At 63.8% G+C, this 25,756-nt stretch carries 24 protein-coding genes; 11 read left to right on the plus strand and 13 right to left on the minus strand.

Annotated elements, in window-relative coordinates; genetic code table 11:
• The first annotated feature begins 4 nt into the window (after positions 1-4).
• Positions 5-2,890 carry a PAS domain-containing protein gene (locus tag BM193_RS10815; RefSeq protein ID WP_175533236.1) on the plus strand — a complete coding sequence of 962 codons (2,886 nt, stop codon included), beginning with the start codon at positions 5-7 and terminating at the stop codon, positions 2,888-2,890.
• On the opposite strand, the gene BM193_RS10820 is transcribed toward BM193_RS10815, so the two are convergent.
• Positions 2,891-6,064, minus strand: a complete 3,174-nt coding sequence (locus tag BM193_RS10820; RefSeq protein WP_092797734.1) for a PAS domain-containing protein — start codon at positions 6,062-6,064, stop codon at positions 2,891-2,893.
• A 191-nt stretch (positions 6,065-6,255) separates the two neighbouring features.
• On the opposite strand from BM193_RS10820, the gene BM193_RS10825 reads away from it, so the two are divergent.
• The 3 genes from BM193_RS10825 to BM193_RS10835 all read left to right on the plus strand — a co-directional run bounded on the left by BM193_RS10825 (position 6,256) and on the right by BM193_RS10835 (position 8,296).
• Positions 6,256-7,155 carry an alpha/beta hydrolase gene (locus tag BM193_RS10825; protein ID WP_092797735.1) on the plus strand — a complete coding sequence of 300 codons (900 nt, stop codon included), beginning with the start codon at positions 6,256-6,258 and terminating at the stop codon, positions 7,153-7,155.
• Positions 7,152-7,685 (plus strand): hypothetical protein, encoded by a 534-nt coding sequence (locus tag BM193_RS10830; protein ID WP_092797736.1) that lies wholly within the window; start codon positions 7,152-7,154, stop codon positions 7,683-7,685. The genes BM193_RS10825 and BM193_RS10830 overlap by 4 nt, the downstream gene beginning before the upstream one ends.
• Before the next feature lie 260 nt (positions 7,686-7,945).
• The gene (locus BM193_RS10835; protein WP_092797737.1) at positions 7,946-8,296 is read left to right on the plus strand and encodes a VOC family protein; all 351 of its coding nucleotides are present in this window, start codon (positions 7,946-7,948) and stop codon (positions 8,294-8,296) included.
• Between the two features lie 160 nt (positions 8,297-8,456).
• Here the strand turns inward: BM193_RS10835 and BM193_RS10840 are convergent, their stop codons facing one another.
• A complete protein-coding gene (locus BM193_RS10840; RefSeq protein ID WP_092797738.1) occupies positions 8,457-8,987 on the minus strand; it encodes an SRPBCC family protein in 531 nt (176 codons plus the stop codon).
• Between the two features lie 139 nt (positions 8,988-9,126).
• On the opposite strand from BM193_RS10840, the gene BM193_RS10845 reads away from it, so the two are divergent.
• From BM193_RS10845 to BM193_RS10860, 4 genes are read left to right on the plus strand one after another with little or no spacing between them, the layout of a single operon-like run.
• The gene (locus BM193_RS10845) at positions 9,127-9,582 is read left to right on the plus strand and encodes a MarR family winged helix-turn-helix transcriptional regulator (RefSeq protein WP_092797739.1); all 456 of its coding nucleotides are present in this window, start codon (positions 9,127-9,129) and stop codon (positions 9,580-9,582) included.
• Positions 9,582-11,156, plus strand: coding sequence for a DHA2 family efflux MFS transporter permease subunit (locus BM193_RS10850; protein ID WP_092797740.1), 1,575 nt, complete (start codon positions 9,582-9,584; stop codon positions 11,154-11,156). The genes BM193_RS10845 and BM193_RS10850 overlap by 1 nt, the downstream gene beginning before the upstream one ends.
• 17 nt (positions 11,157-11,173) lie before the next feature.
• The gene (locus tag BM193_RS10855; protein WP_254786051.1) at positions 11,174-12,604 is read left to right on the plus strand and encodes an efflux transporter outer membrane subunit; all 1,431 of its coding nucleotides are present in this window, start codon (positions 11,174-11,176) and stop codon (positions 12,602-12,604) included.
• A gap of 30 nt (positions 12,605-12,634) precedes the next feature.
• Positions 12,635-13,804: an HlyD/EmrA/EmrK family protein gene (locus tag BM193_RS10860; RefSeq protein ID WP_092797742.1), complete on the plus strand. Its 1,170-nt coding sequence runs from the start codon at positions 12,635-12,637 to the stop codon at positions 13,802-13,804.
• Positions 13,805-14,041: 237 nt separating this feature from the next.
• On the opposite strand, the gene fusA is transcribed toward BM193_RS10860, so the two are convergent.
• Positions 14,042-16,150: an elongation factor G gene (fusA, locus tag BM193_RS10865; protein ID WP_092798056.1), complete on the minus strand. Its 2,109-nt coding sequence runs from the start codon at positions 16,148-16,150 to the stop codon at positions 14,042-14,044.
• 273 nt (positions 16,151-16,423) lie between these two features.
• Here fusA and BM193_RS10870 point away from each other — a divergent pair, with 273 nt between their 5' ends.
• Complete coding sequence (locus tag BM193_RS10870; RefSeq protein WP_254786053.1) at positions 16,424-17,542, plus strand: phospholipase A; 1,119 nt, start codon at positions 16,424-16,426, stop codon at positions 17,540-17,542.
• A gap of 61 nt (positions 17,543-17,603) precedes the next feature.
• Here the strand turns inward: BM193_RS10870 and BM193_RS10875 are convergent, their stop codons facing one another.
• From BM193_RS10875 to BM193_RS10895, 5 genes are all read right to left on the minus strand, one after another.
• The gene (locus tag BM193_RS10875; protein ID WP_092797744.1) at positions 17,604-17,801 is read right to left on the minus strand and encodes a hypothetical protein; all 198 of its coding nucleotides are present in this window, start codon (positions 17,799-17,801) and stop codon (positions 17,604-17,606) included.
• A 160-nt stretch (positions 17,802-17,961) separates the two neighbouring features.
• The gene (locus BM193_RS10880; RefSeq protein WP_092797745.1) at positions 17,962-18,210 is read right to left on the minus strand and encodes a hypothetical protein; all 249 of its coding nucleotides are present in this window, start codon (positions 18,208-18,210) and stop codon (positions 17,962-17,964) included.
• Positions 18,211-18,310: 100 nt separating this feature from the next.
• Positions 18,311-19,234, minus strand: coding sequence for a class I SAM-dependent methyltransferase (locus tag BM193_RS10885; RefSeq protein WP_092797746.1), 924 nt, complete (start codon positions 19,232-19,234; stop codon positions 18,311-18,313).
• 282 nt (positions 19,235-19,516) lie between these two features.
• Positions 19,517-20,167 carry an ankyrin repeat domain-containing protein gene (locus BM193_RS10890; RefSeq protein ID WP_092797747.1) on the minus strand — a complete coding sequence of 217 codons (651 nt, stop codon included), beginning with the start codon at positions 20,165-20,167 and terminating at the stop codon, positions 19,517-19,519.
• Between the two features lie 16 nt (positions 20,168-20,183).
• Positions 20,184-20,963 (minus strand): TatD family hydrolase, encoded by a 780-nt coding sequence (locus BM193_RS10895; protein WP_046682742.1) that lies wholly within the window; start codon positions 20,961-20,963, stop codon positions 20,184-20,186.
• Here BM193_RS10895 and BM193_RS28750 point away from each other — a divergent pair.
• Positions 20,911-21,405, plus strand: coding sequence for a hypothetical protein (locus BM193_RS28750; protein WP_175533220.1), 495 nt, complete (start codon positions 20,911-20,913; stop codon positions 21,403-21,405). The genes BM193_RS10895 and BM193_RS28750 overlap by 53 nt on opposite strands.
• Before the next feature lie 68 nt (positions 21,406-21,473).
• On the opposite strand, the gene BM193_RS10905 is transcribed toward BM193_RS28750, so the two are convergent.
• Entirely contained in the window at positions 21,474-21,860 is a 387-nt protein-coding gene (locus BM193_RS10905; protein ID WP_092797749.1) for a VOC family protein, read from the minus strand.
• Between the two features lie 211 nt (positions 21,861-22,071).
• Between BM193_RS10905 and BM193_RS10910 the strand changes: the two genes are divergently transcribed.
• Entirely contained in the window at positions 22,072-22,425 is a 354-nt protein-coding gene (locus BM193_RS10910) for a hypothetical protein (protein WP_092797750.1), read from the plus strand.
• A 6-nt stretch (positions 22,426-22,431) separates the two neighbouring features.
• On the opposite strand, the gene BM193_RS10915 is transcribed toward BM193_RS10910, so the two are convergent.
• The 4 genes from BM193_RS10915 to mltG are packed head-to-tail and all read right to left on the minus strand — an operon-like array spanning position 22,432 to position 25,690.
• Positions 22,432-22,947 (minus strand): GNAT family N-acetyltransferase, encoded by a 516-nt coding sequence (locus BM193_RS10915; RefSeq protein WP_092797751.1) that lies wholly within the window; start codon positions 22,945-22,947, stop codon positions 22,432-22,434.
• Positions 22,948-22,993: 46 nt separating this feature from the next.
• Positions 22,994-24,022, minus strand: a complete 1,029-nt coding sequence (locus tag BM193_RS10920; RefSeq protein ID WP_092797752.1) for a DNA polymerase III subunit delta' — start codon at positions 24,020-24,022, stop codon at positions 22,994-22,996.
• A gap of 15 nt (positions 24,023-24,037) precedes the next feature.
• Positions 24,038-24,679 (minus strand): dTMP kinase, encoded by a 642-nt coding sequence (gene tmk, locus BM193_RS10925; RefSeq protein ID WP_092797753.1) that lies wholly within the window; start codon positions 24,677-24,679, stop codon positions 24,038-24,040.
• A gap of 24 nt (positions 24,680-24,703) precedes the next feature.
• Positions 24,704-25,690, minus strand: a complete 987-nt coding sequence (gene mltG, locus BM193_RS10930) for an endolytic transglycosylase MltG (RefSeq protein WP_092797754.1) — start codon at positions 25,688-25,690, stop codon at positions 24,704-24,706.
• Between the last annotated feature and the right edge of the window lie 66 nt (positions 25,691-25,756).

Here is a 25,756-nt window from a genome sequence, read left to right on the forward strand (position 1 = left end):
GCGCATGCATAGCGTCCACAGCACCGGCGCCAGCGGCGTGGCCTTCCTGCTGCAGCTGGAGCGCCGCCTGCGCCTGCTGCACGAGACGGGCGACATCCTCGCGCTGTCGGCGCAGATGCTGGGCCAGCGCCTGGGCGCGCAGCAAGTGGCATGCTTCGACATCGCCCAGAGCCTGCATTGCCCTACCCTCCAGCACGCGTGGAGCGATGGCCTGGAGACGGCTGCGGCCGGCGAATATTTTCTCGGCGACTATGCGGCCGGCCTGGCCGATGCGCTGGCTGCCGGTCACGCGCTGGCCGTCAGCGACGTGGCCATCGACCCACGCACGGCCATGCCGGCCGCGCTGGCCACCTTTGCCCGCCTGGGCATCCGCGCCTTTCTGAACATTCCCATCGCCAAGGATGGCCAGCTGGCGGCCCTGTTCGTCGTGCACAGCCGCGCAGCGCGCGTGTGGCAGGCGGCCGAGATCGAACTGGCCGTGCAAGTGTCGGAGCGGGTCTGGTCAACCATCCTGCGGGCCCAGGCGGAAGAGCAGCTGCGCCTGCTCAGTGCCAGCATGGAGCGGCAAGTGGCCGAGCGCACGCGCGAATTTGGCCGCACCTGGCAGGTCAGCCCGGATTTGCTGGGCGTGCTCAACCTTGATGGCTATTTCGAGCACACCAACCCCGCCTGGCAAGCCACCCTGGGCTGGTCGGCCGAGGAAATCCGCGCGACGCAGTTCTTCAATCTGATCCACCCCGACGACTTGCCGCGCACCTATGCGGCATGGGATGCGGCCAACCAGGGCCAGCCGGCACTGCGTTTCGAGAACCGCTATCGCCACAAGCTGGGCGGATGGCACTGGCTGTCGTGGGTGGCCGTGCCCGAAGGCGACAAGGTGTATTGCAGCGCGCGCGACATCACCGTGGAAAAGAAGCTGGAAGCGGAGCTGGCGGCGCGCAACAGCGAGCGCGAACGGCTGTGGCGCAGCGCGCAAGACCTGATGGTGGCCATCGATACCGACGGCTGCTTCGCCGCCGTCAACCCCGCCGCCAGCGCCATCCTGGGCTGGTTGCCCGAGGAAATGCTGGGCCGCGGCCTGGACGAGTTCGTGCTGGAGGAAGACGTGCCGGCCACGCGGCTGGCGCTGCAGCAAGTATCGAACACGGCCATGCCCAGCTTCGAGAACCGCTACCGCCACCGCGACGGCGGCTACCGCTGGCTGTCCTGGGTGGCGGCCATCGAGGGCGACCTGATTTTCGCCACGGGCCGCCACGTCACCCTGGAAAAAGAGGCGGAAAGCACCTTGCGCAGCATGCAGGAATCCTTGCGCCACAGCGAAATGGCCCTGCTGCAGTCGCAAAAGCTGGAAGCGCTGGGCAAGCTGACGGGCGGCGTGGCCCACGACTTCAATAACGTCCTGCAAATTATTTCCGGCAATCTGCAACTGCTGCACATGACGGTGGGCGACGATCCGGCGGCCGCCAAGCGCATCGCCAGCTCCACGGCGGCCGTGGAGCGGGGCGCGAAACTGTCGGCCCAGCTGCTGGCCTTTGCCCGGCGCCAGCCATTAAAACCGCTGGTGACGGACCTGGCGCACCTGCTGCGCTCGACGGAAGACCTGCTGCGGCGCGCCACCGGCGAGACCATCGAGACGCGGCTGCTGCTGGCCGACGACAGCTGGTGCGCCCTGGTCGACCCGCACCAGCTGGAAAACGTCATCCTCAACCTGGCCATCAATGCGCGCGACGCCATGGATGGCACGGGCCAGCTGACCATTGAACTGGGCAATATCGTGCTCGATGACGCCTTCGCGGCGCGCCATGCGGATGTGGCGCCCGGCGATTACGTGCAGCTGGCCATTTCCGACACGGGCACGGGCATTCCCGCCGAACTGCTGGACAAGATCTTCGAGCCCTTCTTCACCACCAAGAGCGAGGGCGAAGGCACGGGACTGGGGCTGTCCATGGCGTATGGCTTCCTGCGCCAGAGCGGCGGCCACCTGAAGGTGGACAGCGTGCCCGGGCATGGCAGCACCTTCCGCATCTACCTGCCGCGTTCGCTCGAAGCGGAAACGGAACTGCCCTTGCAACTGAGCGGTCCCGTACTGGGCGGCAAGGAAACCATCCTCGTCGTGGAAGACGACGTGCAGGTGCAAACGACGGTGGTCGACATGCTGCGCGGCCTCGGCTATTTCGTGCTGCGCGCCAGCGACGGCGAAAGCGCCATGAACATCATCGGCAGCGGCATCCCCATCGACCTGCTGTTTACGGACGTGGTGATGCCGGGCAAGGTGGCCAGCACGGAACTGGCGCGCCAGGCCCGGCTGATGCTGCCGCAGCTGGCCGTGCTGTTTACCTCGGGCTACACGCAGGACGCCATCATGCAGGGCGGCCGGCTGGAGCCCGGTGTCGAGCTGTTGAGCAAGCCCTACCGGCGCGAAGACCTGGCGCGGCGCATCCGCCATTTGCTGGCCAACGGCCAGCATGTGACGGCGCTGCATGAATACCGCGCGCAACTGGCGCCGCAGCCAGACGCGGCGGCGGAACCCGCCGCGCCGCACGCGCGCCACATTCTGCTGGTGGAAGACAACGGGGACGCGCGCGCCATGACCAGCGAGCTGCTGGCCATGCTGGGCCATGTGGTGATGGCCGTGGGCACGGCCGAGGAAGCCTTGAACTTGCTGGGCACGCCGGGACTGGAACTGCTGCTGACCGATATCAGCCTGCCGCAGATGTCGGGCGTGCAGCTGGCCGAGGTCGCCGCGCGCGACTATCCGCAGCTGGAAGTGGTGTTTTCCACCGGCCATGCCCCCGCCAATTCCGGCGTCAGCGACCCGCAGGCGCGTTTCCTCGTGAAACCGTTCACCATCGAGCAGCTGCAGCAAGCCTTGCTGGCGCCAGGCCGCTGATCAATCGGCGGGCGGGCGCACCTTCAGGGCGCCGGCCAGCTCTTCCAGGCTGAAGGGCTTGCGCAGGAAGCGCGCGCTGGCGTCCTGCATCAGGCTGGCGCCCCAGTCATGGCCGGAGGCAAAAATCACTTCCAGCCGCGGCCAGTGCTCGCGCGCATGGCGCGCCAGGTCCAGGCCCGACATGGTGGGCAGGCTGATATCCGTCACCAAGACGTCCAGGCCCGGCAACGCCAGCATGGGCAAGGCATCCTCGGCGCTGGCCACGCCATGCACGGTGTGGCCCAGCATGTTGAGCATTTCCGTCGTCATGCCGCGCGCATCGTCGTTGTCTTCCACCAGCAGGATGCGCCGGCCGGACGGGTCGGGCGCGCCCACCAGGCGGCGGTCGGCCAGCAGGTGGCGCAACCGCCGCGCCAGGTCTTCGCGCCGGTACGGCTTGCTCAGCAGTTCCACGCCCGGGTCCAGCTTGCCATCTTGCATGATGGCATTGTGCGTATAGCCCGAGGTGTACAGCACGGCCAGCTCGGGCAGCAGCAGGCGCGCCTGCTGCGCCAGCTGCTTGCTGCTGACGGGACCCGGCATGACCACGTCCGTAAACAGCAGGTCGACGGCCACACCCGTGCGCAGCAGGGACAGGGCCGATGCGCCGTCGTCCGCGTGCAGCACGTCATAGCCGAGGCCGCGCAGCATGTCGACGACCGTCTGCTGCACGGGCGCATCGTCTTCCACCACGAGGATGGTCTCGCCGCCGCCCAGCACGGGGCCGCCCAGGCCCGGCGGCGGCTCGGCCAGCTTTTCAAGCGAACGGGGCAGATAAATCTTGAAGGTCGTGCCGGCCCCCGGCGCGCTGTGCACCTTGATGTGGCCGGCACTCTGGCGGATGAAGCCATACGCCATGGACAGGCCCAGCCCCGTGCCCTCGCCTTCGCGCTTGGTGGTAAAGAACGGCTCGAAGATCTGGTCGATCACGTCGCGTTCCATGCCGTGGCCCGTGTCCGTGATGGTCAGCAGCACATACTGGCCCGCCAGCACGTCGGCATGCAGGCTCGCGTAGGCGGCATCGAGCGTGACATTGCTCAAGGTAAAGGTCAGGCGCCCGCCCTTCTGCATGGCGTCGCGCGCATTGATGGCCATGTTCAGCAGCACGTTTTCCATCTGGTTCGGATCGACCAGGGTATGCCACAGGCCGTCGCTGATGAAGGTTTCCTCGAAAATATCCTCGCCCAGCGCGCGGCGGATCAGTTCATGCATGCGGCGCAGCAAGTGCCCCAGGTCCGTCACCAGCGGCTTCAGCGGTTGGCGCCGCGCAAAGGCCAGCAGTTGCGACGACAGCTTGGCGCCCCGCTCGACGGCGGAGGCGGCCGAATCGAGCCGGCTGGCCGCCTGCGGGTTGTCGGCCACGGTCAGTTTCAGCAGTTGCAGATTGCCCGAGATAATTTGCAGCACATTATTGAAATCGTGGGCCACGCCGCCCGTCAGCTTGCCGATCGATTCCAGTTTTTGCGCCTGCAGCAAGGCTTGTTCGCTGCGCACCAGCGCCAGCCGCGCGTCCTTTTCATCCGTGACGTCGCGGCCGATGGCGTGGATCAGTTTTTGCGCCGGCACGGCCGTCCAGGAAATCCAGCGGTAGCCGCCGTCGCGGCGCCGGTAGCGGTTTTCCATGCGCAGGGTCGGCGCGCCATGGGCCAGGCGCGACAAATCCTGCAAGGCCGCCATGCGGTCGTCGGGATGCACGAGGCTGATGAAATCCATGCCCAGCGATTCGATCTCGGGGCGGTCCAGGATGTTCGTCCAGGCCGGATTGACGGCGATGATGATGCCGCGCATGTCGGCCACCAGCATGATGTCGGTCGACAAGCGCCACATGCGGTCGCGGTCGGCCGTGCGGTTGGCCATCTCCACTTCCAGCGAGGAATTCAGGTAGGCCATCTTTTCCAGCAAATTCTTCTGTTCCTGCACGTCCGTATTCGTGCCCACCCAGCGCAGCACCTTGCCCGCCTCGTCGAACAGCGGCAAGGCGCGCGCCAGGAACCAGCGGTACTGGCCATCGCTGACGCCGCGCATGCGGAATTCATATTCGTAGGCGCAGCAGGCGGCGAGGGCCCGTTGCCAGCTTTGCTGGGTCGCCCGCTGGTCGTCCGGATGCACGCAGTGGCGAAAGCCGCCATCGACCAGCGACTGCATGCTCTGCCCCGTGTAATCGCACACCTGCTCGTTGACCCAGTAGGTGGCGCCGTTCGCATCGGCCAGCCAGGCCTGGTTCGGCATGGTGGAAGCGAGCGAACGGAACTGCGCCTCGCTGTCGAGCAAAGCGTTGCGGGCCTGCCGGTGTTCGTCGATATCCTCGCAGGAGCCGTACCATTTCACGGGATTGCCGGACTCGTCCTGCCGGCAATACGCGCGCGAATGCACCCAGCGATACTGTCCATCCTGGCGCCGCACCCGCATTTCCGCATCGAACGGCTGGCTGCTGCCCACCGATTCACTCCACGCAGCCAGCGACTGGGCAATGTCATCGGGATGAATCGATTCCAGCCAGTTGGTGCCCAGGCCGCTGTTGCCCGTCCATTCGCGCCAGCGCTGGGCCACGTAATCGAGCTTGCCGTCGATGTCGGCCGTCCACAGCACCTGGGTATTGAGTTCGATCGCGTAATGAAAATGTTCGCGGCTGTCGCGCAGGCTCTTTTCCAGCTGGCCCCGTTCAATGACGTGCGAAGCGGCGCGCGCGGCCAGCGCCAGCAAGTCGATCTCGGGCTGGGTGGGGTGGCATGGCGCCTGGAACAGCAAGCCCAGCACGCCCAGGATATGGCCGCTGGCGCCAAACACGGGCGCGACCCAGCCAGCCCGGTAGCCGTGCAGCATGGTCTCCATGCGGCCGGCGCTCCATTGCAGGTCGCGCGTGATGTCGCCGCAATACACGGGCGCGCCGGAAAAGGCGGCCGCACTGAACGGCGACGGCTGCTCGCCGCCATGGCGCAAGGCCAGGCACAGATCTTGTGGCAGGTTCGGCGCGGACAAGCCGCAGAAGCGGTCGGCGTCGTCGATCAGGACCAGGCAGGCGTGCATCGCCTCATCGGACTGCGACTCCAGCGACAGCAGTAAATGTTCCAGGGCATGCGCCAGATCGACGCCAGCCGCGATGCTTCCCAGCGCACTATGCTCGGCGTCCAGCAATGAAAGTATGTTGTTTGGCTGCACCGTGTCGATATGCGGATAACTGATGCCCGGAATATACCATGTGGCAACGCTTTTTGAGGGCGCATTGGAACGGTGTTTTATATTATTGCGCGCCCGGCTGCCACCCCCTGTTCCAGAGCAAGATGCCTATGCTAGAGTGTTGCCATCCTCTCAAGCGCCCCCATACCATGTCCCTGTCCCCCTCGCTGATCACCACCGCCCTGCTCGCCTCGATCAACGGCGCCGTCGCCGCGCCCATGAGCCTCGACGCTTACCTGGCCCTCACCGGCCCCGCGCCCACCGCCCAGATCGCGTATGGCGCGGCGCCGTCGCAGTACGCGCAGCTGTTCCGCCCCGAAGGCAGCGGACCGTTCCCCGTCGTCGTGCTCGTGCATGGCGGCTGCTGGACGGTGGAGTTCGGCGGCATCACGCAGATGCGCAACGTGGCCGGCGCCCTCGCCGCGCAAGGCATCGCCGTGTGGAATGTGGAGTACCGCCGCGTGGATGAGCCGGGCGGCGGCTATCCGGGCACCTACCAGGACATGCACGCGGCGCTCGACAGCCTGCAGCGGCACGCGCCCCAGTACCAGCTCGACACGAACCGCATACTCGCCATGGGCCATTCGGCGGGCGGGCAGCTGGTGCAATGGATCGCCGGCCGCGAAAAGCTGCCGACGACCAGCCCCCTGTATCGCGCACAGTATCTGCCGATCAAGAATATCCTCAGCCTGGGCGGCCTGGCCGACCTGCGCCACGAGAAAGACGTGATCAAGAACAGCTGCGAGCGCGACATCGCGCAACTGGCAGGCAGCGCCAGCATCGAACGGCCCGACATCTACAGCGACACCAACGCGGCCGACCTGCTGCCCAACGGCAGCCGCACCGTGCTGGCCACGGGCGAGCTCGACACCATCTCCCCGCCCCGCGTGGCGTACGACTACGCGGCCAGGGCGATCAAGGCCGGCGACCATGCGGAAGTGCTGATCCTGCCCGGCGCCAGCCACTACGACGAGATCGCGGCAAGCTCGAACGCGTGGCGCATGATCCTGCCGGTGATCCGGCAAATGCTGGGGATGGAGACGCAATGAAGCAAGTTATCGAGCAAGCTATCGAGCAAGCTATCGTCTTCGCCCTGCTGGCCGCATCGTCCGCCCTGGCCGTCGCCGCCGACGCCCCGTCGCTGGAAAGCGGCTTGCTGCATGCCATGCAGCTCAAGCCAGGCACGACCGAGCGCACGGGCACGTCCGGCAAGGCCATCGAGGCCTATGTGCGCGCGGGCCTGCTGGACAAGAAACCGAACCAGCGCTACGACTACACCGATTACTACCTGCTCAAGAAACCGGCAACCTTCCTCGGCCACGAACTGGTGCTGATCGAAGAGGAATACATCACGCAGTACATCGGCTGCTGCGTCAGCCCTGGCTTGGGCGTGACCGTGAAGGTGCGGGGCGGCACGCAGAACCTGGAAAAGTTTGCCCAGGCCCACCGTTGCACCCTGACCGACAACGTTGATCTGGCGCATGAACTGCGCGAGGTGGCGATCAAGAACAGGCTTCCCAAGGCGCACTATGCGTCCTTGAGCTGCCGCGAACGCGATGCGGAGCGGGAAACCAGCTAGTTGCCGGACAGCTAGTTGCCGGACAATAGCCGCGCGAAAGCGGGAAAGGTCGGCCGCTTACGGCTTGTTGTATATTCTGCATGGAGGTGCTACGCCAGGCACGCCATCCGAAAGGAAAAGTATGAATCTCAGCGCTTTTTTTCTGGTCCTCATTTCATGGCTGACGACAGGTTTTGCCTGGAAGCGGATTTTTCGCAACGCTATCATTGGCTGGTCAGTGCTGCATAGATGACAAGCCGGGCAAGGCATGGAGGAACGATATGCAGGTCAAGCGAATAGTCGCCAATTTTTCCGCGCCGGATCTGGAACTGGCCCGGTCTTTCTATCAAGACATATTAGGCCTGGACCTGCTGATGGACCATGGCTGGATCAGAACGTATGGTTTGCACGCCACGATGGACGTCCAGCTGAGCTTCGCGACGCAAGGAGGCTCAAACACGGCCGTGCCTGACCTGTCGATCGAAGTCGATGACGTGGATGGCGCATGGACACGCATGTCTGCTGCAGGCTTTGCCATTGAATATGGCCCTGCCGATGAACCCTGGGGCGTCAGGCGCTTCTACGTGCGCGACCCTTTCGACAAGCTCATTAATATTCTCTCGCACACATAGACACAGATCGAGAGATAGAGAGATAGAGAGATAGAGAGCGACAGTCTGTCAACAAGCGCCAGACAGAAGGCCGAGACGACTAGGCCCAAGCCCCCAACCCAGGCGCCCCGGGCCTAGCGACTGCGGCCCGCCGTTCCAAGCCTTTAATACAACTACAAACTCACTGCACACGCGCCAGATACTGCGCCAGCTGCCCAAACGTCGCCTTGAACCCCTCCTTCATCGACTCAAACCCCTGCTTGAACGTCTCATGCTGCTCATCCGTCGCCTTGTGCGGCGTGGAGCGCAAGGTCATCGTCGTCTTGCCGTTTTCCTCCGTGAGGGTCATGGTGTTGAACGATTCCAGCGGCCAGGTGGCGCTGACGGGATGCTGCACGGGGTTGCCCTGCTGGTCGGCAAACGACAGGATCGAGACGATCTTTTCCGGCGCCTCGATCTGCTGATAGGTGAACTTGCCCCACATCTCGTAGCCATTGTCGGCGCGCATGCCGTAGTGGAAGACGCCGCCCGGGCGCAAATCCAGCGCCAGCACGCTCAGCTCAAACCCCACGGGGCCCCACCATTGGGCCAGGCGCTCCGGCTCGACCCACGATTGAAACACCAGTTCGCGCGGCGCGTCGAACGTGTGCGTGATGACAAAGTCGCTGCTGTCGCGGTGCTGTCCTTCTTGCTTCTGCTCTGCTGTGCTCATACCTTCTCCTCATTGGCGTGCTTGGGGTGGACTGGCACCTAATGTACCAGTGCGGTCGAAAAACGGAAAGGCCTGCACGGGTTGCAAGACAGCATGCTAAAATATTAGTTCGATACCTAACTATTAGACGACTCACTTTATGACTTCTATCGAAGAGCGCTTCTCCGCCGCGCTGCACAAGACGGCGCGGGGCTGGCGCCATGCCATCGACCGGCGCCTGAAAGACCTGGACCTGGGGCAAGCAAGCTGGATGTGCATCGCCATGATCGCCAAATCGCCGCAACCGCCCTCGCAAAGCGAACTGGCGCACCTGCTGGGGGTGGAAAATCCCACCATGGTGTCGATGCTGGACCGGCTCGTGAAATCGGGCTTCGTGCAGCGCCAGCCCTCCGAAACGGACCGCCGCGTGAAACTGGTGGTGCTCACCGAGGCGGGCATGCGCGTGTATGACACAGTGCGCAAGGAAGCCGATGGCTTCCGCAAGGAGCTGCTGCAAGGCATCAACCCGGCGCAGCTGCTGGCCGCCACCGAGCTGCTCGAAGCGCTGCAGCGCACGACGGAAATCGGCGGCACGGACCAGGGTGGATGTGCCTGATGAGTTCCGCCTCCGCCTCTGCTACAGCGGCCCTGCCCGCTTCACAGGATCCCACCCTGAACCGGCGCATGATCACGATATCGATCATGCTCGCCACCATCATCCAGGCGCTCGACGGCACCATCGCCAACGTCGCCCTGCCCCACATGCAGGGCAGCCTGTCCGCCTCGCAAGACCAGATCACCTGGGTCCTGACCTCCTTCATCGTCGCCGCCGCCATCGCCACGCCGCTGACGGGCTGGCTGTGCGACCGCTACGGCCAGAAAAACACCTTCCTCGTCTCCGTCGCCGGCTTTACGCTCGCTTCCGTGCTGTGCGGCCTGTCGGGCACCCTGTCCGAGATCGTCGCCGCGCGCCTGCTGCAGGGCGTGTTCGGCGCGGCGCTGGTGCCACTGTCGCAGGCGGTCTTGCTCGACATCAACCCGCGCGAAAAGCACGGCTCGGCCATGGCCATCTGGGGCATGGGCGTGATGATCGGCCCCATCCTGGGCCCGACCTTGGGCGGCTGGCTGACGGACAGCTACAGCTGGCGCTGGGTCTTCTTCATCAACATCCCCATCGGCGCCATGGCCTTCTACGGCATCTGGCGCTACATCCGCAAGGATGCGCCGAAGGGCCGCATGAACTTTGACCTGTTCGGCTTCACCACCCTGAGCCTGTCCATCGGCGCGCTGCAGATGCTGCTGGACCGGGGCGAGCAGAATGACTGGTTTTCGTCGACGGAAACGTGGATCGAAGCCATCGTGCTGGCCATGAGCCTGTGCTACTTCATCGCGCACACGGCGCTGCGCCCGGCCGGCAAGTCCTTCCTCGACTACCGCCTGTTGAAAAACTCGAACTATGTGAGCGGCCTGCTGTTCATCTTCATCGTCGGCCTGGTGCTGTTCGCCACCCGCGCGCTGACGCCATCGATGCTGCAGGGCTTGATGAATTACCCGGCGGCCATTGCCGGCCTGGTGACGGCGCCCAGCGGCCTGGGCACCATGATGGCCATGCTGATAGTCGGCAAGCTGACGGGCAAGATCGACACGCGCATCCTGCTCGGCGTGGGCTTTTCCATCACGGCGTTTTCGCTGTGGCAGATGGCCAATTTCACCCTGGACCTGGTTCCCAAGACGGTCGTGTGGAACGGCATCATCCAGGGCATCGGCCTGGGGCTCGTGTTCGTGCCATTGAGCGCGGCCACCTTCGCCACCCTGTCGCCCGAGATGCGCGCGGAAGGCACGGCGATTTACAGCCTGGTGCGCAACATCGGCAGCAGCATCGGCATCGCCCTCGTGCAAACCTTGTTGGTGCGCAATACGCAGATCGCCCATGCCTCGTTGACGGAACACATCACTATCGCCAATCCGGCCCTGCACGACCCCGCCATCGCCAGCGTCTACAACCTGGGCACCGGCACGGGCATGGCGGCGCTGAACGGCGAGATCACGCGGCAAGCCTCGATGATCGCCTACCTCGATGACTTCTGGTTGATGATGTGGCTGACCATCCTCGTGCTGCCGCTGCTGCTCCTGATCAAACCCCCACAAAAGAATGCGCCTGTCGTGGTCGACCACGCGGCGATGGAGTAACCACCATGCGAACCAACATGAAACTTTCCCTTACCGTACTCGCGTTGAGTCTGGCCCTCGCCGGCTGCGCCAGCATTCCACCCGACACGCAACAGTTGCCGCAGCAAGACCTGGCCAAGGTGCAATTGGCGGCCGACCTTCACTTGGCCAGCGAAGGCTGGCCGGCCGCCCGCTGGTGGCACCAGTTCCAGGATGATCAGCTGAGCCAGCTGATCGACACGGCGCTATCGGCCAGCCCCAGCCTGGACGTGGCGAATGCCCGCATCGGCTCGGCCCTGTCCGCCTTCGATGCACAGCATGCGCAGCGCGGTCCCAGGGTGGACCTGGACGCCAATGCCAACCGCCAGCGCTACTCGGGCAATGGCCTGATGCCGGCCCCCATCGGCGGCAATGTCTACAATGAAGTCACCGTGGGCGTGCAAGCCCATTACGACCTGGACTGGTGGGGCAGGCACAAGGCGCAGATCGCCGCCAGCCTGGGCGAAGTCAATGCGCGGCGCGCCGAATATGCGATGGCGGAACAGATGCTGGCGGCCGAGATCGCCCGCCACTACTTCAGCATGCAAAATGGCTGGGCGCGCATGGACAACCTGCAGGCGCTGGTCGAGCTGCAGCGCCAGCTGGTGCTGGACAAGGAAAAACGCATCGCCAACGGCCTCGGCGTCAGCGACGACCATCTGTCCGCGCAAACACGCCTGAGCCTGCTGCAGCAACAAATTGCGCTGCTGGAAACGCAGGTCGTCACGGAGCGCGAAGCCTTGCGCGCGCTGCTCGGTGCGGATGCGAGCGCTTTGACCAGCTTGCGGCCGGCACAGGCGCAAGCGCTGCCGCACGCCCTGCCCGGCAAGCTGGGCATGGAATTGCTGGCGCGCCGGCCCGACTTGCAGGCGGCGCGCTGGCGCGTGCAGGCATCGCTGAGCAACATCGAGGCGGCGCAGGCGGCGTTCTATCCCGATATCGACCTGGGCGCCTCGTTCGGCCTCGATGCGATCAAGCTGGGCAAGCTGCTGCAGTCCGGCAGCCGCACCCTGTTCATTGGTCCCGCCTTGTCGCTGCCCCTGTTCGACAGCGGCCGGCTGCAGGCGCAGCTCGGTGGCGCGCGCAGCGAACGCAACGCGCTGATCGCCGACTACAACCAGAACGTCTTCAACGTGGTGCGCGACGTGGCGCAGGCGGGCGCCAGGGTGCAGGGCGTGGAAAACCAGCTGCGCCTGCAGCAGGAAAACCTGCGCGCCAGCGAGGCGCAGCTGCGCAACGCGCATGCCCGCATGCAACAGGGCCTGGCCGACCGGGCCAGCCAGCTCAACGCGGAAATGACCGTGCGCGGCCAGGTCGACCTGGGCATGCAGCTGCAAAACCAGCGCCAGAACGCGGAAATCAACCTGAACGTGGCGCTGGGCGGCGGCTACCGGGGCAGCAGCGATTTTACGGCCAGCGCCCAACAATAAAAAATCCACCATTTGACTACGGAACACATCATGAGCAGCGATAACACCACCACCGCCCCTTCCACAGAACAGCCGGGCAAGCGCAAGACCGTCCTCATCGCCATCACGGCCGCCTTTCTCGTGGCCGGCGTGGCCTGGGGCGCCTACTACCAGCTGGTGCTGGCCAGGGAAGAAGTCACGGACAATGCCTATGTGGGCGGCAATATGGTCACCCTGTCCGCGCAAGTGACGGGCAACGTCGACGCCATCCGCGCCGACGAAACGCAAATGGTGAAGGCGGGCGCGCCCCTGATCACCCTGAACGGCATCGACGCGGACCTGGCGCTGCGCCAGGCGCAGGCACGCCTGGGCAACATCGTGCGCCAGGAGCGCGAGCGCTATGCCAGCGTGGCGCAGTACGACGCCGTCATCGAGCAGCGCCGCCTGGCCCTGGCCACGGCGCAGGGCAACCTGGCGCGCCGCGCGCCGCTGGCGGCGGACCACACGATCTCGGGCGAAGACCTGGTTCATGCGAAACAGGCCGTCGACGACGCCAAAGCGGCCTTGATCGTGGCGCAGCGCCAGGCCGAGTCCGCCAAATCGGGCGTGGACGGCGTGACCCTGGCCAGCCATCCGGCCGTGCTGTCGGCCAAGGGCGACGTGCTGCAGGCGTGGCTGGCCGTGCGCCGCAATGCCGTGGTCGCGCCCGTCTCGGGCTATGTGGCCAAGCGCAGCGTGCAGCTGGGCACGCACGTCACGCCGGGCACGCCCCTGATGTCCATCGTGCCGCTGGACCAGCTGTGGGTTGACGCCAACTTCAAGGAATCGGAATTGCGCAACATCCGCGTGGGCCAGGCGGCCAGCATCGAGACGGACTTGTATGGCAGCAAGGTGGTGTATCACGGCAAGGTGCTGGGCATGTCGGCCGGCACGGGCAGCGCGTTTTCCCTGCTGCCGGCGCAAAATGCCACGGGCAACTGGATCAAGGTGGTGCAGCGCGTGCCCGTGCGCATCACGCTCGATCCGAAGGAACTGGCCGCCCACCCGCTGCGCATCGGCCTGTCGACCACGGTGACGGTCGATACCAGCCATGGCGAGGGCGCGACGCTGGACCAGCCGATGGTCGCCTCGACTGTCTACACCACCAAGGCGCTGAGCCAGCCCGTGGACGAGGCGGAGAAGATGGCCGATGCGATTATTGCGCAAAACCTCGCCCACTGAACCGTCCGTTGAACGCAAACGCCATCCGGGGTCAGTTCCTTCGGAATCGGAATGCGCCCCACTGGGGCGTATTCCCCCGGCGGGTCTGACCCCGGCCTTACTCTAAACCCCACTGCGACGACTGGGGTCGTACCCTGCAGGGTACGACCCCCGAAATCCGGGGTCAGACCCGACGGGTCTGACCCCAGCCTTACTTTGCCTCATCCGCAGACACGACCCTGTCGAGCAGCCGCCACTTCACTTCGCCTTCCCCGCCGCCGCCACCTGCTCCAATATATGCTTGGGCACGGCAGCGTAGTGCTTGAATTCCATCGTGTAGGTGGCGCGGCCCTGGGTCAGCGAACGCAGGGTGGTCGAGTAGCCGAACATTTCCGCCAGCGGCACCAGCGCCCTGACGATGCGTCCCGAACCGCCGGGGATGTCGTCGACGCCCTGCACCATGCCGCGCCGGGCCGTCAGGTCGCCCATGACGTTGCCCATGAATTCTTCCGGCGTTTCCGCCTCCACCTGCATCATCGGTTCCAGCAGCACGGGATGGGCCTTGCGCATGCCGTCCTTGAAGGCGATGGAGCCGGCCATGCGGAACGCGTTTTCATTCGAATCGACGTCGTGGTAGGAACCAAAGGTCAGCGTCGCCCTGACGTCCACCACGGGATAGCCGGCCAGCACGCCCGCCTTCAGCGTTTCGACGATGCCCTTGTCGACGGCCGGAATGAATTCGCGCGGCACCACGCCGCCCTTGATGGCGTCGACGAACTGGTAGCCGGTGCCCGGCTCAAGGGGTTCGAGTTTCAGCACCACATGGCCGTACTGGCCCCGTCCGCCCGACTGCTTGACGAACTTGCCTTCGACATCTTCCACCGTGCGCGTGATGGTTTCGCGGTACGCCACCTGCGGCTTGCCCACGTTCGCTTCCACGCCGAATTCACGGCGCATGCGGTCGACCAGAATTTCCAGGTGCAGCTCGCCCATGCCCGACATGATGGTCTGGCCCGACTCTTCATCCGTATGCACCTTGAACGACGGGTCTTCCTGCGCCAGGCGGTTCAGGGCGATGCCCATCTTTTCCTGGTCCGGCTTGGTCTTCGGTTCGACCGCCTGGGAAATCACGGGTTCCGGAAAAATCATCTTTTCCAGCACGATGATGTGGTCGATGGCGCACAGGGTGTCGCCCGTCGTCACGGCTTTCAGGCCCACGGCGGCGGCGATGTCGCCCGCATAGACTTCCTTGATTTCCTTGCGTTCATTCGCATGCATCTGCAAGATGCGCCCCAGCCGCTCGCGCGCGCTCTTGGTGGGGTTGTAGACCATGTCGCCCGAGTTCACCACGCCGGAATACACGCGGAAAAACGTCAATTGCCCGACGAACGGGTCCGTCATGATCTTGAAGGCCAAGGCGGAAAAATGCTCGTCGTCGGCAGGGTGGCGCTCCACCTCGTTGTCGTGCTCGTCATGGCCCATGATGGGCGGCACTTCCAGCGGCGACGGCAGGTATTCGATGACGGCGTCGAGCATGGCCTGCACGCCCTTGTTCTTGAAGGCGCTGCCGCACAGCATGGGCACGATCTCGTTGCGGATGGTGCGCGCGCGCAAGGCCTGTTTCAGTTCCGCTTCCGTGAACGTGTCGCCATTCAGGTAGCGCTCCGTCATCTCCGTGGTGGCCTCGGCCGCGTGTTCGACCAGGTGCTCGTGCCATTCCTGCGCCTGCGCCTGCAGTTCCGCGGGAATCTCGCCATAGCGGAACTGCACGCCCTGGCTGGCGTCGTCCCACGTGATGGCGCGCATTTTCAGCAGGTCGATGACGCCCGTGAAATGCTCTTCCGCGCCGATGGGCAGCTGGACGGGTACGGCCACGCCTTTCAGGCGCTCGGCGATCTGCCGGCGCACGCGCAGGAAGTCCGCGCCGACCCGGTCCATCTTGTTGATGAAGGCGATGCGCGGCACATGGTATTTGTTGGCCTGGCGCCAGACGGTTTCCGATTGCGGCTGCACGCCGCCGACGGCATCGTAGACCATCACGGCGCCGTCGAGCACGCGCATCGAGCGCTCCACCTCGATCGTGAAATCCACGTGGCCGGGCGTGTCGATGATGTTGATGCGGTGTTCGGGGAAATTGCCCGCCATGCCCTTCCAGAATGCCGTGGTGGCGGCCGAGGTGATGGTGATGCCCCGCTCCTGCTCCTGCTCCATCCAGTCCATGGTGGCGGCGCCATTGTGCACTTCGCCGATCTTGTGATTGACCCCCGTATAAAACAGGATGCGCTCGGTGGTGGTGGTCTTGCCGGCATCGATATGGGCGCTGATGCCGATATTTCGGTAGCGCTCGATAGGTGTTTTGCGGGTCATCACAATCTCCATGGCTAGTCCCGGCGCCCGGTTTTCCAGTGTAGCAGACATCGATTTGGACGGCAGGCAGTGACCGGTTTTTACCATGCGCGCAACACTGACAGGGGCGCGCACGTCAGGTGCGCGGGGCAAATTGCGGATTCAGCTATACTTTCATATGTATTAATTCAACAAACATTAATCAGTATCAATACGCATGGCATCCTGCCGTGCAAGGCGACGCCGCCGGCATGCAGCCCAGGTGCGCACCGAACGACATGCCCCACTCAGCCTATGACTATCCAACTAAGAAAAATAATTCTCTCCTCCCTGCTGGTCTCGCCAGCGCTGGCCATGGCCGGCGAACTGGAACAGCAAATGCAGCGTTGCGCCGTGCTCGGCGATGCCAGCGCCCGCCTGGGCTGCTTTGATACCTTGGCCAAGGCGGCGGAAAAGGCCACCATCGCCGCCGGCGGCGATCCCGCCACGGCCGCCGTGGCCCTGGCAGCGGCCGCCGAAGTCGCGCCCATCACGCCCGTCAGCCCGCCAGGCGTGGCCACGCCGGAAGCCGTCAATGCCGCCATCCCGGCCATCGCGCAAGCTGGCGCGGCGCCACCGGAAGCCCCGATTTCGCGTACCCAGCAGTCGTGGGAGCTGAACGATGCGTCCAAGCGCGGCCTGTTCAACTTCCGCCCGCACCGCGACACCTATCTGTTGCTGGCCAATTACAGCGATGCGTCCAACGACGAGCCGTTCCAGGATTTCACGCCGGGCGGCATCAAGAGCCAGCACGTGGAACTGACCTTCCAGCTGAGCTTCAAGATGAAATTGCTGGAAGACATAGCCGGCACGCCGATCGACATGTGGTTCGGCTACACGCAGCAAAGTTTCTGGCAGGCGTATAACCGCAAGGCATCGAGCCCGTTCCGCGAGACCAATTACCAGCCGGAGCTGATGCTGGTCATGCCGATCAACAAGAACTTCGCCGGTCTCGAATTCAATTACCTGAACTTCGGCCTGGTGCACCAGTCCAACGGACAGACGTCGACCCTGTCGCGCAGCTGGAACCGCGTGTACGCGGAACTGGGCATGGAAAAAGACAACCTGGCCGTCACGGCCCGTGTCTGGCACCGCCTGGACAATAGCGCGGTCGACAATGACAATATCGACATCATCGACTACATGGGCCATGGCGATTTGCGCTTGAGCTACCGCAACAAGGGCCATGAATACGCCGTGACGGCGCGCCGCAACTTCAGCAAGAAGCACGGTTCCATGCAGGCAAGCTGGGCTTTCCCGCTGAAAGCCAACCTGAAAGGCTATCTGCAACTGTTCTCCGGCTATGGCCAGAGCTTGATCGATTACAACTATTCGCAAAAATCGATCGGCGCCGGTTTCATGGTCGACCTGTAAGCAGCTTGGCAACAAATGAAAATGGCGCCTGACGGCGCCATTTTTTATGCGAAATAGCCCGTTAGCGCCGGCCGCCGCCCAGCACGCGGGCCGGCAGCATGACGATGGCGCGCAGCAATTCCAGCACGCCTTCCACGCCCACGCCGATCAGGCGGAAGGGCAGCAGGAACAGCCAGGCCAGTGGATACAGCAGCAAGGCCAGCAAGGCCAGGGGCCAGCACAGCATCAGCAATAACAGCCACAGCACGAATCCCAGCATGTCGTCCCCCTCGAATGAAATGTGCGGAGCAAGCCATGCTTGCCCCGCTACCGTGAGAGCACTATAGCCAGGCGCCGCCATGGCGTCCATCGCCATGCGACAAACTGCACGCTGCGGCGATGGACGGGTCTAAGGGGGGAATGAACGGTGGCTGGCGCGCTTACTGGCCGACGCAGATGACTTTGGTGACGTACTCGTGCGCGTTCGGCTTCTTCTTGGTGGCCCATTGGATGGCCTGGTTGGCATCCTCGATGGTCATGACGGTGGCCTTGTCCTTGGACTTGATGAAGGACACGCCTTCAAACACGCCTTCCTTGCTGCGCATTACCTTGGCAAACACGGGCGGCCTGGTCTCGCCGTCGCTGATTTTGTTCTGTTGCACGAGGTAACGCTGATCGATCTGTTCCATGATAGTAAAGCTGTCCGGTGGGTAAAAGACGAAATATACCCTGAATGGCGCGACGCCGCAGGACGAAATCGCTGCGGCGTTGCCTTTCCCCGCATGAGACTTACGCGTACACGGCGTTCTGCACGACAGGCTGAAGAGTCACATCGTAAATCACCTGCGCGCGCATCGATGCTTCCAGCGAGGGAATCGAGCCGCCGGCGCGGTACTGGAAGCTCACTTGCAGCACATCGCCCGCCTTCACGGCCAGGGGCGCGGCCAGTGGCAGGCACATGTAGTGATTCAGCCAGTCGATGGTGGTCGAACGTTCGGGCACGACGGCCAGGATGTTCTTCGTGACGAAACGCAAGGCGTTCAGGGTGCCGCTGCGCTCGACGACGAACTTGCCGTCGAAACCGAACACGCTGTCCGTCGGCTGGCTGAAGTCGATGATGCTGTAGACGGAAGGCGGCGCCAGTTCCTGCACGCCGGGATGGATGGCCGTGGTTTCCTGGAATTGCACGATGGGCGCATAGAAGCCCTCGAAATCGTATTCCTGCTGCATCGGCTGCACGGCCATGATGACGGCCTCGGGCAGGAAGATGGGCAGCGGGCCGCCAAAGCGGGCCAGGTAGCGGCGCTTGAACGCCTCGATCACTTCCACCTGCTTTTCGCGCAGCATGCCCACGTGGATCATTTCGCAAATGACCACGTCGACCGGCTCAGGCGGCAGGTATTCGAAGGCGTCCGCGTGCACCACTTCGACTTTTTCACCGTTCGGATTGAGCGCCAGCATCTTGCGCGCTTCCTTGACCATGTCCGGATTGAACTCCACGCACCAGACCTTGTCGGCGCGCGCGGCCGCAAACCACGACAGCACGCCCGTGCCGCCGCCCAGCTCCAGCACTTTCATGCCGGGTTTTACGGCGTAATCGATGGCCGACTTGAACCCGTGCATGCGGTTCTGGTCCATCAGCATATTGTGGTGGTAATGGACGGGGATAAATTGCCCCAGGTAACAACTCTCGATTTCTCGTTCATTCAGCATGTCTGTCCTCTTGGAGTCTGGCTCCGATGGCCGATCGGTTTTGTCATTCCAGAAAGCAGTGATATCGCAGGGGCTGCGCGAGGGGCGGCGACAAACCAGCCGGCGCCTGACGTTGATGTGATTGCCCATGCGAATGATCTCCTGATTAATGCGACACGACCATTATCGTGAATCGGGAGCGGGAACAAAGGGCTGAGGTGAGAGGCAATTCCATGCCAGTTTGAGCGCTGGCATGGAAAGCATTGCTAGAAAGATATTACCTGCGTGGACTTGTGCGTGGACTTATTTACGTGCCGCACGCGCCTGCTGCGCCGCCGTGATGATGGCCACCACGCCCGGCTTGTCGGCAGCCTGGGCAAACTGCGCGGCCGTCCAGCCATGGTCGCTCTTCAGGCCGGCATCGGCGCCCCAGGACAGCAGCAGCTTGACGGCGCCCTCCTGCCCCTCGCGGGCGGCGAACATCAGCGGCGTGATGTTGGTCGGGGCGCGCGCATCGACCACGGCTTCGCGCTCGAGCAGGATCTTCATGATGGGCAAGTCGCCGGCCGAGGCCGCATAGTGCAGCGCCGTCCAGCCGCTCTGGTTGACCTTGGCACCCTTGGCCAGCAGGGCGTTGACGGCGTCAAGCTTGTGCTTGTAGGCCGCCATCATCAGCGCCGTATTGCCATTCGTCGAACGCGCTTCCAGGTCGATGCCGGGCGTATCGAGCAACAGCGCAAACACCTTGTCGGCGTCGTCGCGCAGGGCCAGCACGAGGGCAATATCGCCGCGCTGCGTGTCCGGCAGGTTCGGATTCATGCCGTCAAGCAGCATGCCGCGCACGCCGCTGGCGTTGTCGACCGACACGGCGCGGAAGAATGCATCGGGCGACGGCGCCGCCTGGCTGGCGGCAGCGCAGCACAGCACGATCGCGGCAGCGAGTTTTTTCATCATGTCTGACCTTAAGTAATTACGGCAACTGATTGAATAGCTTGAAGAAATTATCCGTCGTCTGCTGTGCCACCTGGGCCAAAGGGATGCCTTTCAGGGTCGACAGGTATTCCGCCACGTGGGCCACGTAGCCGGGCTCGTTCATGCGGCCGCGGAATGGCACGGGCGCCAGGTACGGCGAATCTGTCTCGATCAAAATGCGCTCGAGCGGCACTTCCAGGGCCACGGCCTGCAAATCCTTGGCGCTCTTGAAGGTGACGATGCCGGAGAACGAAATATAAAAACCCATGTCGATGGCGGCGCGCGCCACTTCCAGCGATTCAGTGAAGCAATGCATGACGCCGGCCACACCGCCGTCAGCCACGCCGGCGCCCTCTTCGCGCATGATGCGGATCGTGTCTTCGCTGGCCGCTCTTGTGTGAATAATCAAGGGCTTGCGCGTGATTCTTGAAGCTTTGATGTGAGTTCTGAAACGTTCGCGCTGCCACTCCAGGTCGCCCGTCAGGCGGAAATAGTCGAGACCCGTCTCGCCGATGGCGATGATCTTCGGATGGTCGGCCAAGCGCACCAGGTCTTCCACGGACGGTTCCGGCGTGTCCTCGTAATCGGGATGCACGCCGACGGAAGCAAAGATATGCGGATACTGCTCGGCAAGCGCCAGCACCTGGGGAAAGTCCGGCAAGTCGACGGACACGCACAGGGCGTGCGTCACCTTGTTCTCGGCCATCTTGGCCAGGATTTCGGGCATGCGAGCGGCCAGCTCGGGGAAATTGATATGGCAATGGGAGTCGATATACATAAGGCGAGATTGTACCGGAGCGGGCGGAATCTGGCAGGGGAAAGCGGCAAGCTGCGGCCCACGTGCCGGCTGGCAGGCCTTAGCTAGTGGCCTGCTGCGCCATCACGGACGCGGCTCGCGCCACGACGCCGTTTCGCCGGCGCCCATGCAGATAACGGCGGCCGATGGCAGGACCTTCAACATCGGCCAGATTGTCGCCAACAATCTGACCTATCTGCTCGGCAATAGCCAGATCGACCTGCAATTCGGGCTGGGCATGAATCCCAGAACCGTGCCTGGCACCAGCGCGCCGCAAATCACGAAGTTTGATGAAAACGTCGTGACGCTTTCCATTACCTCGCCTTCGATCAGCTTTTCGGTCAGATTGAGCCAGCAGGCCTACGTCGACTGGCAATGGAAATGCCCGGCCAATTCGCCACCTGGCGGCTGCCGCGAACCTTGAGTCCAGGCGGCAAGCGCCAAAATGGGGCCCGCGCTGCGCTCACCTGGCAGCGCCTGCGCCACTGCCGGCTACTGGCCCTGCGGCGGCTGCCATAGCTCCACCTTGTTGCCCTCGGGATCGATGACCCAGCCGAACTGGCCATACTCGGAGTCGGGCGCCTTTTCCAGCACATTGCAGCCCTCGTCGCGCAAGGCTTGCAACAGCGCATCGAGGTCGTCGACGCGGTAATTGATCATGAACGCAGCCTTGCCGGGAGCGAATTGCCCCGCGTCGGGCGCGCTGACCGACCAGATGGTCGTGCCGCCAGTGGGCTTGCCGTCGGCGTCCGCCCAGCTGAAGGCGGCGCCGCCCCAGGGCTGCACGTCGAGTCCCAGGTGGCGCTGATACCAGGCGCGCAGCGCGGCCGGGTCTTGCGCGTGAAAAAAGATGCCGCCGATGCCAGTCACACGTTTCATTGACGCCTCCGGTACGGGACAGCGCCCGCATGGTTTGCAAACAGGACTTGACTGTAGCACCGGGGCAAGCGCATGGCAAACCGGCATGGGCGGCATGGGTGGCAATTTCACGGGGCCAGCCTGGCATTGCTAGGCAGCAACGTTATCAAGATGTATGGTGCGTGCCTGATGCGCAGCCATGGGGCGGCGCGCGACTACCTGGAGTGCTCTCATGCCGAAACTTGCCACCTCATTGGCCACCCCGTTACTGCTGGGATTGCTGGCCTGCGTGACGCAACCAGCCCTGGCGCAAGACAAGCTGCCCGAAGGGGGATTGTGCAAGCCCGTCTGCGTCTCGGCGCGCCAGGATTGCCGGGCACAGGTGCAAGCAGCCACGGAAAGCGATACCAGCCCCGTCTTGTCGATGAAGCCCGGCAGCAATCGCTACGCTGCCGCCGCCAGGGAAAACGGCACCCAGTCACAGCAGTTGCGTCCTACCGAGGCCCAGGCCTTCCGCGAGCGGCGTGCCGAACGCTTGCAAACCTGCGAGGTGCAGTACCGCAGCTGCACGCGCAGCTGCGGCTGAAGGCGCTTAGCCGACGCGCTTGCCCAGGATAATCAGGTCGCGTTCCACGCCATCGAGGTTGGCCACTTTCGGCAGGTTCGCCCACGTCTCGAAGCCGAACTTCTTGAACAGGCCCAGGCTGGGGGCGTTGTGGCCGAAGATGAAACCGAGCACCGTGTGCACGCCCACCGACGGTGCATGGGCGATGGCCTGCGTCAGGCCGTAGGCGCCAATGCCCTTGCCGCGCGCTTCCTCCGCGATATACACGGACAGTTCCGCCGTGCCCGAATACGCGGGACGGCCATAGAAATTCGAGTACGACAGCCAGCCCAGCGGCGTTGGCCGGGCGGCCGTATCGTCGGCCGCCTCGATGATCCACAAGGGACGGCGCTCGGGATGGTGTTCATGGAACCAGGCCAGGCGCGACTCGACCGTCACTGGTTCCGTATCGGCCGTCACTTCGCGCGAAGCAATCGTGGTGTTGTAGATGGCGACGATGGCGGGCAGGTCGGCAAGCGTGGCGAGGCGGTGACGGTAGCTCATGTGTTTAATTAACTAGTAATGACAAGCGATTGATTAGATTGATTTTTTACTGGCAGCTGGCTGCATAGTCGAGCAGCATGTCTTCCAGGAACAGCTTGGGCGACAGCGGATGCTCGGCGATGGCGCGCCGCTCGTTGGCGGCCTTGATGGCGGCCATCAGGCGACTCACATTGATGCGCCCGGCCAGCGCTTCCAGTTCGCGCCGGTGGCGCGGGTAATAGCGGATGGTGCCGGACAGCTTGACGGAAAATACGTCGTACAGCCAGCGCTGGAGCGATGCCACGAGCGGCGCCAGCGGCGCCTTCTGCAATTTATCGGCCGCCTTCAGGGCCGCTTCCACGCCGGGATGGGCCAGCACCTGCAGCAACTGTTCCGTCTCTTCGCGCCCGCCCGATTCGGACTGGGCCAGCGCGGCCAGCGGCGCGCCGCCCTGCTCGCGCAGCCAGCTGTCCGCATCGTTCAAGCCTTGTTGCTTGAGCCACGTCAACGCCTGCTCGTGGCTGGGCATCGGCAGGGCGAACTTCCTGCAGCGCGAGAGAATCGTCGGCAGCAAGCGGTCCAGGCTGTTCGAGGCCAGCAGGAACAGGGTCCCCGGCGGCGGCTCTTCCAGCGTTTTCAGCAAGGCATTCGAGGCGGGCGTGTTGAGCGCTTCGGCCGGGTACAGCACCACCACGCGCAAACCCTGGCGGTGCGTCGAGATGTTCATGAAGTCGGCCAGGTTGCGGATCTGCTCGATCTTGATATCCTTTGACGGCGTCTTGCTCTTGGCGCTTTTCTTCGCGCCCTCGCCGTCTTCGCCCTCGTCGGCCACCTCGTCTTCCAGCGCTTCCGGGCGCACCCGGCGGTAGTCGGGATGGTTGCCCTGGCTAAACCAGCCGCATGAGACGCAAGCGCCGCAGGCATGGCCATCGGCGCGCACGTCTTCGCACAGCAGCGCTTGCGCAAAGTGCTCGATGAAGTCGGCCTTGCCGATGCCCTGCGCGCCGTGGAACAGGATGGCGTGCGGCATGCGCGGCCGCAGGGCTTGCAATTGCTGCCACGCGTCCTGCTGCCACGGATAGAGAGAACTTGTCATATTATTCTTTGTCAATCAACGTGTTACAGCACTTTTCTCAAGCAATACATCAAGCAGTTTTGCGAGCTGCACCTGAATGTCGGCGATGCTGTGCGTGGAATCGATGATGCGGAACCGGTCGGGGAACTGGGCCGCGCGGCGCAAATACTCGTTGCGCGTGGCGGCAAAAAAGTCGGCCTGCTCCTGTTCGAACTTGTCCAGCGCGCGCGTGGCGTCCAGGCGGGCCCGGGCCACTTCCAGCGGCACGTCGAACAGGAACGTCAGATCCGGCTGCAGATGCGGATGGACCCACGCTTCCAGCGCCTCCATCTTGCGCAAGTCCATGCCGCGCCCGCCGCCCTGGTAGGCAAAGCTGGCATCGGTAAAGCGGTCGGAAATGACCCACTCGCCGCGCGCCAGCGCGGGATCGATGACTTGCGCGATGTGTTCGCGGCGGCTGGCGAACATCAGCAAGGCTTCCGTTTCCAGGTGCATCTTTTCATGCAGCAGCAGTTCGCGCAGCTTTTCGCCCAGGCTGGTGCCGCCCGGTTCGCGCGACGAGACGAGCGTCACGCCCCGTTGTTGCAGGTAATCGGCGACAAAGCCGATATGCGTCGACTTGCCCGCGCCATCGATGCCTTCGAAGGTGATGAAGCGCGGTTGATAGTGTTGTGTCATGAAACTCTTGATCTGATAATGAGATTAGCGCTGGTACTGGTTCACGGCGCGGTTGTGGTCGGGCAAGTTGGCCGAAAACTGGCTGGTGCCATCGCCGCGCGCGACGAAATACAGCGCCTGCGTGCGGGCCGGTGCCAGCGCCGCCGTCAGCGATTGCGCGCCGGGCAAGGCGATCGGCGTGGGCGGCAAGCCGCCGCGCGTGTAGGTATTGTACGGCGTGTCCGCTTCCAGGTCGCGTTTGCGGATCTTGCCCTGGTAATTGTCGCCCATGCCGTAGATCACGGTCGGGTCCGTCTGCAGCAGCATGCCCGTCTTCATGCGGTTGACGAAGACGCCGGCGATCATGGCCCGCTCGGACTTTTGCCCCGTTTCCTTTTCCACGATGGACGCCATGATCAGCGCCTCGTACGGATTTTTATACGGCAAGGCCGGGTCGCGCTTGAACCACGCTTCGGACAGGCGGCCGATGAGGGCCGTGTGCGCCTGCTTGAAAATCTGCATTTCGCTGGCGCCCTTGGCGAACAGATACGTGTCCGGGAAGAACAGGCCTTCCGGCAACATGTATTCGGGGCTGATTTTCGCCATCAGCTCCTTGTCACTCAAGCCCACGGTATCGTGCTTGAGGCCGGGATGGCTGGCCATCGCCTGGCGCATCTGTTTAAACGTCCAGCCTTCGATGATGGTCAAGGATTCCTGAGCGAACTCGCCGCGTGCCAGTTGCGTGATCAGGCGCTGCGGCGTGGTGCCCGGTTTCAATTCATAGGAACCGGCCTTGATCTTCGACGTCTTGCCTTCGATGCGCGCCAGCAGGTTGAACAGGATGGGCACGATGGGCACGCCGGCATCCGCGATCTGCTGCCCGGCGGCATGCGCGCCGCTGCCTGGCGTGATCGAGAACGGAATCGCCTCGCCCTCCGTGGTGATGGGCTGCTGCGCCCAGTACACAAATGTGGCACCGACGCCGATGGCGGCGATGACTGAACTGACTACAAGTTTTTTAAAGAAAGCCATTGTTCCGATTCTTGTTATGCGCGCGTTGCTGCTCCGCGTGTGCTTGTTGTGATCGTTCATTACTGA

The organism is Janthinobacterium sp. 344, assembly GCF_900112025.1.
Classification (GTDB): domain Bacteria; phylum Pseudomonadota; class Gammaproteobacteria; order Burkholderiales; family Burkholderiaceae_D; genus Janthinobacterium.